The sequence below is a fragment of the Streptomyces sp. NPDC054956 genome, from assembly GCF_053609185.1.
On record NZ_JBSGXB010000226.1, the window covers coordinates 1 to 12,647 of the forward strand.

Annotated in this window: 11 protein-coding genes; 5 read left to right on the top strand and 6 right to left on the bottom strand. The window is 74.3% G+C overall.

Annotation, left to right across the window (positions count from 1 at the left end):
* Both ACWGDE_RS27860 and ACWGDE_RS27865 read left to right on the top strand, forming a co-directional pair.
* The coding region (locus tag ACWGDE_RS27860; protein WP_453391783.1) for a sensor histidine kinase at positions 1-503 on the top strand (503 nt) is incomplete at its 5' end.
* Complete coding sequence (locus ACWGDE_RS27865; protein WP_453391784.1) at positions 500-1,231, top strand: response regulator; 732 nt, start codon at positions 500-502, stop codon at positions 1,229-1,231. The genes ACWGDE_RS27860 and ACWGDE_RS27865, both read left to right, overlap by 4 nt.
* Here ACWGDE_RS27865 and melC2 read toward each other — a convergent pair.
* Positions 1,174-2,034 (bottom strand): tyrosinase MelC2, encoded by an 861-nt coding sequence (melC2, locus tag ACWGDE_RS27870; protein ID WP_453391785.1) that lies wholly within the window; start codon positions 2,032-2,034, stop codon positions 1,174-1,176. The genes ACWGDE_RS27865 and melC2 overlap by 58 nt on opposite strands.
* Entirely contained in the window at positions 2,034-2,426 is a 393-nt protein-coding gene (gene melC1 / locus ACWGDE_RS27875) for an apotyrosinase chaperone MelC1 (protein WP_453391786.1), read from the bottom strand. The genes melC2 and melC1 overlap by 1 nt, the downstream gene beginning before the upstream one ends.
* 278 nt (positions 2,427-2,704) lie before the next feature.
* Here melC1 and ACWGDE_RS27880 point away from each other — a divergent pair, with 278 nt between their 5' ends.
* Complete coding sequence (locus tag ACWGDE_RS27880; RefSeq protein WP_453391787.1) at positions 2,705-4,096, top strand: glutamate decarboxylase; 1,392 nt, start codon at positions 2,705-2,707, stop codon at positions 4,094-4,096.
* A gap of 84 nt (positions 4,097-4,180) precedes the next feature.
* On the opposite strand, the gene ACWGDE_RS27885 is transcribed toward ACWGDE_RS27880, so the two are convergent.
* From ACWGDE_RS27885 to ACWGDE_RS27900, 4 genes are all read right to left on the bottom strand, one after another.
* A complete protein-coding gene (locus tag ACWGDE_RS27885; RefSeq protein ID WP_453391788.1) occupies positions 4,181-6,739 on the bottom strand; it encodes a Helicase associated domain protein in 2,559 nt (852 codons plus the stop codon).
* A 123-nt stretch (positions 6,740-6,862) separates the two neighbouring features.
* Positions 6,863-8,557, bottom strand: coding sequence for a sigma-70 family RNA polymerase sigma factor (locus ACWGDE_RS27890; protein ID WP_453391789.1), 1,695 nt, complete (start codon positions 8,555-8,557; stop codon positions 6,863-6,865).
* A 75-nt stretch (positions 8,558-8,632) separates the two neighbouring features.
* Positions 8,633-9,025, bottom strand: coding sequence for a DUF4180 domain-containing protein (locus ACWGDE_RS27895; RefSeq protein WP_453391790.1), 393 nt, complete (start codon positions 9,023-9,025; stop codon positions 8,633-8,635).
* Positions 9,018-9,503, bottom strand: a complete 486-nt coding sequence (locus tag ACWGDE_RS27900) for a helix-turn-helix domain-containing protein (protein ID WP_453391791.1) — start codon at positions 9,501-9,503, stop codon at positions 9,018-9,020. Before ACWGDE_RS27900 ends, ACWGDE_RS27895 begins: the two co-directional genes overlap by 8 nt.
* Before the next feature lie 160 nt (positions 9,504-9,663).
* Here ACWGDE_RS27900 and ACWGDE_RS27905 point away from each other — a divergent pair, with 160 nt between their 5' ends.
* Positions 9,664-10,707, top strand: a complete 1,044-nt coding sequence (locus tag ACWGDE_RS27905) for a S66 family peptidase (RefSeq protein WP_453391792.1) — start codon at positions 9,664-9,666, stop codon at positions 10,705-10,707.
* Between the two features lie 111 nt (positions 10,708-10,818).
* On the top strand, positions 10,819-12,647 hold a 1,829-nt coding region (locus tag ACWGDE_RS27910; protein ID WP_453391793.1), incomplete at its 3' end, for a tetratricopeptide repeat protein.

Below are 12,647 nucleotides of genomic sequence, written 5' to 3' on the forward strand. Positions count from 1 at the left end.
CGGCCCAGGCCCACGAACGGGGCGTCGAGCTGGTGGTCACCCCGGACAGCGCCGCGATCGGCACCGGGCCGGGCGGCCCGCCCGCCCGGGACCTCGTCACCGTCCTCGGCAACCTCGTCGACAACGCCGTGGACGCCCTCACCGGTGTCCCGGGAGCCCGCATCGCCGTCACCGTCCGCCCGATCGACGCGGAAGACCCGGACGGCCCGGAAGACCCGGACGGCCCGGAAGACCCGGACGGCCCGGAAGACCCGGAGGGCCGGGGCGGTGACCGCGGGCGCGGCCTGCTGCTCAGCGTCGCCGACAACGGCCCCGGCCTCCCCGAGGGGGCGGACGTGTTCCGCCGCGGCTGGTCCGGCAAGGGCGAGGGGCGGGGCCTGGGCCTCGCGCTGGTCCGGCAGGTGGCCCACCGTCACGGCGGCACCGCGGACGCCGAGCAACTGCCGGACGGGGGCGCGCGGTTCACCGTACGCCTGCCGGTGCGCGGGGAGGCGGGCCGGTGAACGGCACGGTGAGCGCGGCCGAGGTGCGGGTCCTCGTGGTGGAGGACGATCCGGTCGCCGCCGACGCGCACGCGCTGTACGTCGGGCGCGTGCCCGGTTTCACGGCCGTGGCGGCCGTCCACTCCCTCGCCGAGGCCACCCGGGTCCTGGAGCGGACCCGGATCGACCTGCTGCTGCTCGACCTCACCCTGCCCGACGGCCACGGGCTGCGCTTCGCACGCGGTCTGCGGGCCGCCGGGCACCCCGCCGACGTGATCGTGGTGACCTCGGCGAGGGACCTGGGGGTGGTCCGCGAGAGCGTCTCGCTCGGCGTCGTGCAGTACGTACTGAAGCCCTTCGCCTTCCCGACCCTGCGCGAACGGCTGCTGCGCTACGCCGAGTTCCGCGCGACGGCGGCGGGCGAGGCGGCCGGCCAGGACGACGTGGACCGGGCCATGGCCGCCCTGCGCGCGCCCGGCCCGGCCGAACTCCCCAAGGGGATCGGCGCGCCGACCCTGGAACGGGTCGCCGCGCTGCTGCGGGCCGCCCCCGAAGGGCTGACCGCGGCCGGGACGGCCGAGGCGGCCGGGATCTCCCGGATCACCGCCCGCCGGTACCTGGAGCACCTGGTGGACACGGGCCGCGCGGCCCGCGCCCCCCGGTACGGCCAGGTCGGCCGCCCCGAACTGCACTACCGCTGGCTGGCGGCTCCGGCCGGGACCGGGGCCGGCTCGGTGTCGAAGGTGTAGAACTTCCGGTGGTCCAGCATGTCGGCGGGAGTCACGTCGTTCCACGGCCGCATGGTGTCGTTCAGGTCCACGACGTTCGGGGTGCCGGCGGCGGGCAGGTACGGCGACTTCGGGTGCAGCGCCTGCCAGTCGGCCCACAGCTTGTCGATGAACGCGTGGTGCATCCAGAACACCGGGTCGTTGGGGGAGACCCCGGTGGCCATCTGGCCGCCGACCCACACGTGCACCCGGTTGTGCAGGTTGGCCCCGCGCCAGCCCTCCAGGTTGTTGCGGAAACCGCTCGAGGAGCTGTTCCAGGGCGCCGCGTCGTACACCGGCATCGCCAGGACGGAGTCCACCTCGGCCTTGGTCGGCAGCTGGGCCACGCCCGTGCCGAGCGCGCGCCGCAGGTAGTTGCGCCCGTCCACGCGGACGGCTATCTCCCACTTGCCCGTCGCGTAGGCGAACGGCCCGTCGAGGACCTGCCCGTCACGGGCGCGTCCGGTGCCGCCGAGGAAGTCGGCGGCCCAGAGCGAGGAGCGGGCCGTGCGGTCCGCCGTCCAGTCCCAGTAAGGCAGGGCCACGCTCGCGTCCACGCTCTGCAGAGCCGCCTCGAACTCCAGCAGAAACCGGCGGTGCCAGGGCAGGAAGGAGGGGGAGCGGTGGCCGACCCGGTCGCCCGAGTCGGTGTCGCTCATGATGAAGCCGTTGTGGGTGGTGACGAAGCGGTCGTAGCGGCCGGTGCGCTTGAGCTCGAGGAGCGCGTTGACGAAGGCGCGCTTCTCCTCGGTGGTGAGCGAGGCCTGGTTCTTGCGGATGGTCATCACATGCCGCCCATCGGGACGAGGGTGGCGCCCTGGAGTTCGCGCACGGCGGCGCGGGCGAGCGAAAGGGTGTCGGAGAACGTCTCGTAGTGGTTGACCACGCTGATCCAGGTGCCGTCCGCGTTCCGCATCACGTGCAGTTCGCGGCCGTCGATGAGGACGGTGGGCGCGCCGGAGGAGTGGTGGCCTCCGTGGTGGCCGCCACCGCCCGAGGCGGGGGTTATCCGTATGCGACGGCCCTGGTAGACCTCGTCGACGGTGCCCGCGGGAGTGGCGGGTGCGGTGGTACGGGATCCGGTGACGGCCGCGTGCGCGGTGGCACCGGCCAGGCCGAGGACGGTGAGTGCGCCGGCAGTGGTGCCCAATGCCTGACGGCGGGTGATCTTGTTCATGGCCCGAGAGGTATCAGGGCGCGGAGAACAGGGGGCCGCTATCCGGACATGCCCGGATAAGTTGCCGATCGAACTAATTGGATGATCTTCCCGTCCGGACCGGCTCCAGTGGCCCGAACGGGAAGACCTATGGGTAAAACCCTACTCGACGGTAAATCCTCCGGCCGTACCGGGAGGGCGTGGAGAGGGTCACACCTCGGAGTCGGCCGGAAGCAGCGTCGGCAACCGGTGAGCCCCTACAGCCGAGTTCATGATGATCTGTCCACTAGAGTCCCGATATGGCCCTCCATGAGACGAAGGACGCACGCTCCCGCGACGCCGAGACGGACGTGTTCGCTTCCGCCCTCAGCGGCGAGATCCTCCCCAAGTACCGGATGCCCGACGACCACTCGCCCAGCGAGGTGGTCTACCAGCTCCTCCACAACGAGCTGCTCCTCGATGGCAACGCCGCCCAGAACCTCGCCACCTTCTGCACCACCTGGTCGGACGACGGGGTCCACCGGCTGATGAACGAGTGCCTCGACAAGAACATGATCGACAAGGACGAGTACCCGCAGACCGCCGAGATCGAGGCCCGCTGCGTCAACATCCTGGCCGACCTGTGGAACGCCCCGCCCGGAGCCACCGGCACCGGCTGCTCGACCACCGGCTCCAGCGAGGCCGCCATGCTCGGCGGCCTCGCCCTGAAGTGGCGCTGGCGCGAGCGCCGCAGGGCCGCCGGACTCCCCGCCGACCGCCCCAACCTGGTGTGCGGGCCCGTCCAGATCTGCTGGGAGAAGTTCGCCCGCTACTTCGACGTCGAGCTCCGCCAGGTCCCCCTGGAGCCGGGCGCCACCGGACTGCGCCCCGAACAGCTCGCCGCCCACGTCGACGAGAACACCATCGGCGTCGTCGCCATCCTCGGCGTCACCTACACCTGCGTCTACGAGCCGGTCGCCGAGATCGCCGCCGCACTCGACCGGATCCAGGCCGAGCACGGCTGGGACGTGCCGATCCACGTCGACGCCGCCAGCGGCGGCTTCGTCGCCCCCTTCCTCCACCCCGACGTGGTCTGGGACTTCCGGCTGCCGCGCGTGGCCTCCGTCAACACCTCCGGCCACAAGTACGGGCTCGCCCCGCTCGGGGTCGGCTGGATCGTCTGGCGCACCGCCGACCTGCTCCCGGCCGACCTCGTCTTCTCCGTGGACTACCTCGGCGGGGACATGCCCACCTTCGCCCTCAACTTCTCCCGCCCGGGCGGCGAGATCATCGCCCAGTACTACCTCTTCCTGCGCCTGGGCAGGGGCGGCTACCGCCGGGTCCAGCAGGCCTGCGCCGACACCGCCCGGTACCTGGCCCGCGAGATCGAGGCCATGGGCCCCTTCACCCTCCTCTACGACGGCGAGGGCGCGCTCCCCGCCGTCTCCTACCGGCTCACCGACCCGGCGGCCACCGGCTTCAGCCTCTACGACCTCTCCGACCGGCTGCGCATGCGCGGCTGGCAGGTGCCCTCGTACCCGCTGCCCGCCGACCGCGGGGACACGGTCATCCAGCGGGTCCTGATCCGCCACGGGGTGACCCGGGACCAGATCGCGCTGCTCGTCTCGGACCTGCGCCGGGCCGTGGAGCACCTGACCGCGACGCCGCCGCCCGTACCGGCCGCGGAACCCCGCTCCGGCTTCCACCACTGACGCGGGTACCCGCGCGTACCCCTTCCGGCCGCGACGGGCCGGCCCGGAGCTTCGTCCAGGAGCCGCTCGGGACCGGGCGGCTCGTCAGCCGGCCGCCGACCAGCGCATGCCCAGCTCCGTGAGGGCGGCCGTCCGTTCCTCGTCGAGGGCAGCGGCGCGCGAGCGCTGGTTGGCGATCCAGGAGCCCAGGCGCAGCTCCCGGTCGCCGACCCGCTCCACGTGCGTGCGCGGCACCCGCAGATGCCGCTCGCGCGCGTGGAACTGCCGGGCCGCCTCCAGATGGGCCGCCCACGCGGCGGCGTGGCCGACGCGCTGCCTCGGCCGGTCCGCGCCCTCGGCCGGGGTCACCCCGAGCGTGTGTTCCAGCAGCCAGCGCTGGGTCCAGGCCAGCCGGTCCCAGGACTGCCGCTGGCCGCGCAGCCACACCCCGAGGTCCTCGCCCTGCACGACGGCCTCCCCGGGGCCCGACGGGAGCCGGCCGCCCGCGTCCAGGTGGACCCGGGTCAGGTGGAAGGCCCGCTGCCAGGAGATCGGCCAGGCCGGACACCAGGACGGGTCGATGGCCTCCAGAGCCTCCCGGCGCTCCTCGGGCAGGGCGCCCGGGCCCTCGCGACGGGCCGCCGCCCGCTGGTTCTTGACCCACACCCCGACCGGGGCGCCGCGCCAGACGGCGTCGACCGGGGGCAGCAGGTGCCCGTGCTCGGCCGCCCAGCCGGCCGCCGCCGCCAGCCCCTCCTCGAAGGCCACGTCGAAATGGCTCCACACCATGCCCAGTGCGTCGAGCTGCGCCGCCCGCTCCCTGCCCAGCGCGCCGCGCCGGTACGTGCGCCGCACGTCCGCGATCCACTGGCCGAGCGGGAACCGGGCGAGCCCGGGCGGCCACGGCTCGCCGGTCCGCGGGGCCTCCCCGGTCTCTCCGGTCTCCGCGGCCGTACCGGTCCGGGCCTCCGCGGCCGCGCCGGTCTCCCGGGCCGCGCCGGTCTCCCCGGTCTCCGGGCCGGCGGGCACCTTGAACACGAACGGCACCTTCAGGTCCCCGGCCCGCGCCGCGTAGATCCGGGCCGCCTCCACCCCCCGCCGCCAGTGCTCGTGCTCCGGGTGCAGGACGCGCAGCCGGATGAAGGCCGCCAGCAGCGCCGGGTCGCGCGGCGTGGAGAAGCTCAGCAGGGACTCCGCTCCGCTGCGCAGCCCCGAGCCGACCGACTGCACCGCCGTACCCCGGGCCGCGGGCCGGCTCGGGGCCTGCGGCTGCGCCAGCGATTCCACGAGCCGGGTGTCGTGCGCCCGCAGCGCTTCGAGCAGCCGCGCGAGGTCCCCGTACGCCCGTGAGGTCAGCATCGTCTCGGGGGACTCGCCCGGCCCCAGCAGGACCGGCACCACCAGGGAGGCGACCTTGCCCTCCCCGGGCCGGATGCGCAGCGCCCGGCCGACGGCCTGCACCAGGTCGGGCATGGAACCCCGTACGTCGGCCCAGAAGACGGAGTCGCACTCCTTGGTGTCCACGCCCTCGCCCAGCACCCGGACACTGCCGAGGAAGGCCTTGTCGGCGACCCGGTCGTCCGCGAACGCGCCCAGCACCCGCCGCCGGTGCGCCGCCGTGTGCTGACCGCACAGCCAGTCCGCCCAGACGGTCCGGGGGTACACCGGCCGCGGTTTCCAGCTCGTGGCGCGCAACCGCGCGGCGACCGCCGGGAGTCCGGCCGCGAACGCCTCGGCCTCCTTGGTCAGGTGGTGGAAGACGAGAGTGCGCCGGAACCCCTGGTCCACCGCCGCCTTGACCAGCGCCGTCTGCAGCGCGGCGAGCCGCACCCCGCGCACCGCGTCGGAACGCCCGTCGGGGCCGAGCAGCACGGCCGCCTGGAAGTCCGGATCGCTGACGTCCACGCAGACCACCCGGTACGGCGCGCAGATCCCCCGGTCGATGGCCTCCGAGAGGGTCAGCGTGTAGCAGCGCGCGCCGAACGGGCCGGCCGCGTCGTCCTCCATCGAGGCGACGAGATCGCCCCGGCCGCGCGCCTTCTCGGCGGCGCCGGCGCCGGTGGTCTCCTCCGGGTACTCGGCCTCCTCGCCGTCCTGCCAGACCCGCGGCGTGGCCGTCATGTACAGCCGGCGGACGGCCGGGATCCGGGTGTTGTCGTGCACCACCGCCCACGGTTTGCCGATCCGTCCGGAGGTCCGGTGCGCCTCGTCGACCACCACGAGGTCCCAGCCGGGCAGCCCCTCCCGGTGCGCGCGCTCGATGGTGCCGAGGCCGAGCGAGGCGTACGTGGCGAACACCGTCACCCGGTCCACGGGCGGGCCCGCCCAGCCGGCCAGTTCGGCGGGGTCGGTGGTGGTGGGCACCCCGGCGTCCTCGCCGCGCAGGGAGCACACGGCGAAGGCCCGGCCGGTCCGGCCGCCCTCGCGCCAGGCCGCCGCGGTCTGTACGAGCAGGTCGAGGGAGGGCACCAGGACGAGGACCCGGCCGGCCCGCAGCTCGTCGGCCGCGTGCACGGCCACCAGCGACTTGCCGGAACCGGTCGCCATGATGACCTGGGTGCGCAGCCCCGTGTGCGGGACCCGGCGCCCGGCGGGAAGGTCGAGCGCCCGCACCACGGCGTCGACGGCCTCACGCTGGTGCGGACGGAGCTTCTGCCTGGCCATGCGCATCACCTCCCCCGTGATCTGCCCGTTCGCTTCCAGCACCTATCTTGCCCCGATTTTGAATCATGTTGGGGAGATCGTGTGCGTGGTGTGCGGGCGGCGGGGAGGTGAGCCGTGCCCCGGTTACATCCGGGCCCCGAAGTTCTGGGTCCACCACGGGCCGCCGGGGCCCTGGTGGATGCCGACGCCGATGTCCTTGAAGGAGCAGTTCAGGATGTTCTCGCGGTGCCCCTGGCTCTTCATCCAGGAGTCCATGACCTGCGCCGGGGTCTGCTGCCCCATCGCGATGTTCTCCCCGTAGGTGGACCAGCGGTATCCGGCCGCGGTCGTCCGCTTCCCCGGGTCGGCCCCGTCGGGGTTGGTGTGCGAGAAGAAGTCCCGGGCCGCCATGTCGTCGGAGTGCCCCTGGGCGGCCGTACGCAGCTGCGCGTCCTCCTTGAGCGGCCCGCAGCCGGCGGCCGCGCGCTCGGAGTTGACCAGCGCGATCACCTGGGCCGCGGTGCCGCTCGGCGGGGCGGGGGCCGGGGCCTTCGGCGGGGTGGACTTCGGGGTCGGCTTCGCAGTGGGCGTGGGGGTCGGGCTGGGGCTCGGGCTCGCGGAGGCGGACGGCGACGGGCTCGCACTGGCGGAGGGGCTCGGCGAGGCCGACTCCGAGGGCGAGGCGATCCCCGACTCGGGGGCCACGAGCGCGGCCGGCGGGACCTCGGGCGCGGCCGTACCCGGCCGGGTGACCAGGTAGGCCAGCCCACCGCCCGCGACACAGGCGGCGAGCACCGCACCGCCGACCACCCGGCGGCGGCCGCGGGCCCGGCGGTCCTTGCGCAGCGAGGCGCGGCCCGTGCCGGGGGAGCCCGCCGGAGCGAGGTGGGTGGCTGCGTCGTGGGCGTCGGCGCCGAAGCCCGCGCCGTCGACCGGGTGGCCGGAACCGGCGTCGTGGCCGGGTCCGGCGGGCAGTCCGGGGCCGCCCGCCTGGTCAGGGGCGTACGCCCAGCTGTCCGTGGCGTGGCCCACAGGGGCGAAGCCGGTCGTCGCGGCCGACCGCACGGCGGCGAGCAGCGCCACCGAGACCGGTACCAGCGCCAGCCCGGCGAGCAGTCCCTCGGCCGGGAGCAGGCCGCTCCACAGCCCGGAGCAGCGCATGCACTCGCGGGCGTGCCGGGCTATTCGCTTGCGCCACAGCACCGACGGCACGCCGTCCCAGCCCGCCGCCACCGACCGCAGGCTGTCGCAGGGCGGCTGCGCGCCCAGGGCCCGCTCCACCACCCGGGCCGACTCCAGCTGCGCCTTCATCCGCTGGACCCGTACCGCCGCGTGCTGCGGGGACAGCTCCAGTGCCGCCGCCATCTCCGCGCGCGTCAGCTCCCCGGCGCATTCCAGCCACCACAGCGACAGCAGGGCCCGGTCGTCGGGCTCCAGCCAGCGGGTGGCGCGGGCCGTCTCGCGGCGCTGGCCCTCCAGGTTGAGCCGTACGACGGTCAGGTCGACGAAGTCGGCGCCGGGGTCGGCCAGCTCCCAGGCGGCCTCCAGACCGCTCTCGCCGGGAGCGCTGCGGCGGGCTTGCCAGTGGGCGCGGACCCGGTTCATGGCGATGGCCACCAGCCAGGAGCGGAAGCTGGTGTCGTCGCGCAGACCGCCCAGCCCGTCGAGCGCCCGCAGCATCGTGTCCTGCACCACGTCGTCCACGTCGACGGACCCGTTCAGGGCCCGCCCGACGATGTTGTAGACGAGCGGCAGATAGGCGCTGACCAGCTCGTCCTGCGCCCGCGGATCGCCCGCGCGCGCCCCCGCGACCAGCGCTGCCGTGTGCTGAGTGCTCATGTGAAGTCCCTGTCCGTGCCGGCGGTCGATGATGCCCAATACCTGGGAGACCGTCGAGAGGGACTCCGATAACACTTATCCGGAGTATGAATCAGGAGCCGGGTTCGGAGCGAGCCGGGCGGCCAGGGCGTCGAGGTCGGGCAGGAACCAGATGTGGTGTCCCTCGTTCGACTCCCGCACGAGGTCGGGCAGGGCCGAGCTCGCCCGCAGGTGGTGCGAGATGTCTCCGAGGACCACGAGCCGGACCCGGTAGTTCACGAACTTCTGCATGATCGCCCCGGCGAGGCCGGTGCTGAGGTCGAAGAAGCGGTCGTCGAACCGCTCCGCCGGGACGGCCACCAGGTCGGTCCGGTAGAAGGCTCCGCCGATCAGCTGGTCGAGGGCGTCCTGTTCGGTGGCGACGGGCGGGCCGTCGGCGGCGCAGACCAGGACCGGGACGCCGTGGTGTTCCACCAGGAGGTCAGCCACGGTGAGCCTCCCCCATGCCGTTGCCCGGGCCGAGCGCGCCGTCGACCAGGTGCAGCAGATCGGCGGTGGTGGCGGCGTCGCCGAGGATCACGATCTTCATACGGGCCCGCTCCTTGTCGTAGACGGTCTGCACGCGCAGCGGATCGGGGGTGTCGCGGGGGGACTGCGCCGCCGCCGTGACCAGGGTGGCGAGCCGGCTCGCCGCGTCCGGGCCCAGCGCGTCGATCTGCACGATGCTCGACACCTCCAGGTGCCGGCGCGGTGCGCCCGGGGAGGCGTCGGAGGCGGTGTCGGTCGTCGTGTCCGCCGGAAGGCGGGTCAGGGCTTCGAAGTCCTCCCGGCTGATCCGGTACTGCTTGCCGATCCGGACGGCTTTCAGCCGGCCGTCGCGGACGTAGTTCCGGACGGTCCGCACGTGCAGCCCCAGCCGCTCGGCGACCTCGCCGACCGAGTACAGCTCCTGCCCCTCGTTCTCCATAGTGCCGAATCCTACCCCAGGGGAGAGGGCGATAGGGAGTGATGAGGAGTGATGGGGAGTGATGGGGCGGGCCGGGTATCCCACGCAGAGGTTGCGGGGGAGCTGATACGGCCCGGGAAAATCGGTTCGGCGCCCGCCGCCGCGCTCCTACTCTGACCCGATGACGGCACCCCTTCACCCCGCGAAGCCCCGCCCCGGCGACCGCATAGCGGTCCTCTCCCCTTCCGCCGGCCTGCCCGGGCTCTTCCCGCAGCCCTTCGAGCTCGGACTGCGCAGGCTCGAAGAGGACTTCGGGCTGAAGCCGGTGGAGTACCCGACGACCCGCGCGATGGGCGCCACGCCCGAGGAGCGGGCCGCCGACATCCACGCGGCCTTCGCCGACCCCGAGATCAAGGCCGTGATCGCCAGCATCGGCGGCGAGGACCAGATCGCCGTCGTTCCGCACCTCGACGCGGACCTGCTGCGCGCCAACCCGAAGCCCTTCTTCGGCTACAGCGACAACACCAACCTGCTCCTGTTCCTCCGGGACTTGGGGATGGTCGCCTACCACGGCGGCTCGGTGATGGTCGAGCTCGGCCGGCCCGGCGCGATGCACCCGCGGACGGAGGACTCCCTGCGGGCGGCGCTGTTCACCCCGGGGGAGTACGAGCTCACCCCGGCCCCGGCCAGCGGCGACGTCAACGGCCCCTGGGACGACCCGCGCACCTTCGATGCCGAACCCGGACTCGAACCCTCCGACGGCTGGTTCTGGCACCAGGGCGACCGGGTGGTCGAGGGCCCCGCCTGGGGCGGCAACCTGGAGATCCTGTCCTGGCTGCTGATGGCCGACCGCGTGGCGCGCCCCCTCGAGGACCGTGCCGGCGACGTGCTCTTCCTGGAGACCTCGGAGGAGATGCCGCGGGCCGAGGAGGTCTACCGCATCCTGCGCTGCATGGGCGAGCGCGGACTGCTGCGGCAGTTCCCGGCCCTGCTCATGGGCCGGGCGAAGAGCTGGTCCTTCGAGAACCGGTTCGGGCCCGAGGAGCGGGCCCGTCACCGCCTCGAGCAGCGCGAGGCCGTCCTGCGGGCCCTGCGCGCGTACGCGCCCGACACCCTGGCGGTGTTCGACGTGGACCTCGGCCACACCGACCCGCAGGTCGTGATCCCCGTCGGGGGCCGCGTCCGGGTGGACGGCCCGGCCCGCCGGATCCTCGTCACCTACTGAGGTCACCCGCTGAGGTCACCTGACGAACATCCAGCCCGGGTCCGGTCGTTGGGGTAGCCGGATCCGGGTACGGGGTGACAATGGTGCTCCCACGGGACGTGTTGGGGCGGCATGTCGGCGTTGCTCTTACGGGGATCCGGCCGGGCGCGGGGCTGGGTCGGATACCTCGGTGCGGTCGGGCTCGGCGCGGGCGCCGTGGCGCTGGCCACGGTATGGACCTCGGGGCCCTGGGCCGCCGGCATCGGCGCGGCCGTCGCCGCACTGTCCGGGCTGGCGGCCGACCGGATGCGGCCCGAGGAGGACACCGGTCCCCGGACCGCCGGGGAGGTGCTGCGCACGGCGCGCGGCCGCATCCCGCTGCTGCGCGAAGTGGACCGGCCCGAACTGGCCGGAGTCCACCCGGCCGAGGCCCCGGGCGAGCCGCCCGCGTACATCGAGCGCGACGCCGAACCGAGGCTGCGGTCCGCCCTGGAGCGGGCCCGGTTCGTTCTGGTGGTGGGGGAGTCCACGGCGGGCAAGACCCGGCTCGCCTACGAGGTGGCCCGCACCCGCTACCCGCGGCACGCCTTCGTCCGCCCGCTCTCCCGCGCCGCACTGCCCGAGGCCGTACGGATCGCGGCGCGGCGACGGCACGCCGTGCTGTGGCTGGACGACCTGGAGGACTACCTCGGCGCGGGCGGCCTCACCGCCGCCCAACTGGCCACCCTGGAAACGGCCGTGACGATCGCGACGATCAGGGTCCAGGAGTACCGGCGCTACGACGCCCGCGAGGAGAGCCGGCTCACCGGCTCCGACCGGGACGCCTGGCGGGCCCAGCGCGATCTGCTCCATCAGGCCGCCGTCATCCGGCTGCCCCGGCACTGGTCCGCCCGGGAGCGCCACAGGGCCGCGGCGCACCAGGACGATCCCCGGATCGGGGCGGCGCTGCGTGCGGGGGAGCGGTTCGGGGTCGCCGAAGTGCTCGCGGCCGGTCCCGAACTGCTGGCGTCCTGGGAGAACGGGTGGGCCCCGGGGGCCAATCCGCGCGGCGCCGCCGTGGTCGCGGCGGCCGTGGACTGCCGCCGGGCCGGACTGCGCCGCCCCGTGAGCCGCGAGTGGCTGCGCGAGCTGCACGCCCCGTACCTGGCGGCCAGGGGCGGCGGCGACCTCCAGCCCGAACCCTTCGCGGAGGCGATGGACTGGGCCTGCGCGGCCGCCTACGCCACGAGCGGGCTGCTGATCGGCAACTACGGCGCCGGATTCACCGCGTTCGACTACCTGCTGAACGCGCCGGGCCACGGCCCGGTCCCCGATCACCTGTGGAGCGGGCTGCTGGCCCGGGTGGAACCCGCCGACGCCTACGACATGGGCCTCGTCGCCCATCAGGAGGGCCGCCTCGCGCGAGCCGTCGAAGCCCTGGACCTGGCCTCGCGCGGCGGTGTCCCCGGCGCCGAACTCCCGCTGGCCATCGCGATCGGGGACTCCGGGAAGCCCCACCGGGCCGCCGCCGACCTCGCCGGGATCTCCCGCCGCCGCGCCGACCGGCTCGGCCCCCGGCACCCCGACACACTGGCCGCACGCCACCAATTGGCCTTCTTCGTCGGTGAGTCCGGGAACCTCCGGGCGGCGGTGTCCAGGTTCACGGAGCTGCTCGCCGACGCCACCGAGGTACTGGGGCCCGACCATCCGGACACCCTCGCGGCCCGCCACCAGCTGGCGTACTTCACCGGGGAGGCGGGCGATCCCCGCGCGGCGGCCCGCCAGTTGGAGGAGCTCCTCACGGACCGGCTGCGCGTGCACGGGCCCGGCCACCCGCAGGTCCTCGCCACCCGGCGCAGCCTGATCTGGTTCCGGCCGGGCGATCCCGCCGAGACCGACCGGGAACTGGCGCGGCTGCTCGCCGAGGCCGAGGCCACCGAGGGGATCGGGCCCGACGATCCGCACACCCTCGCCATCCGGGG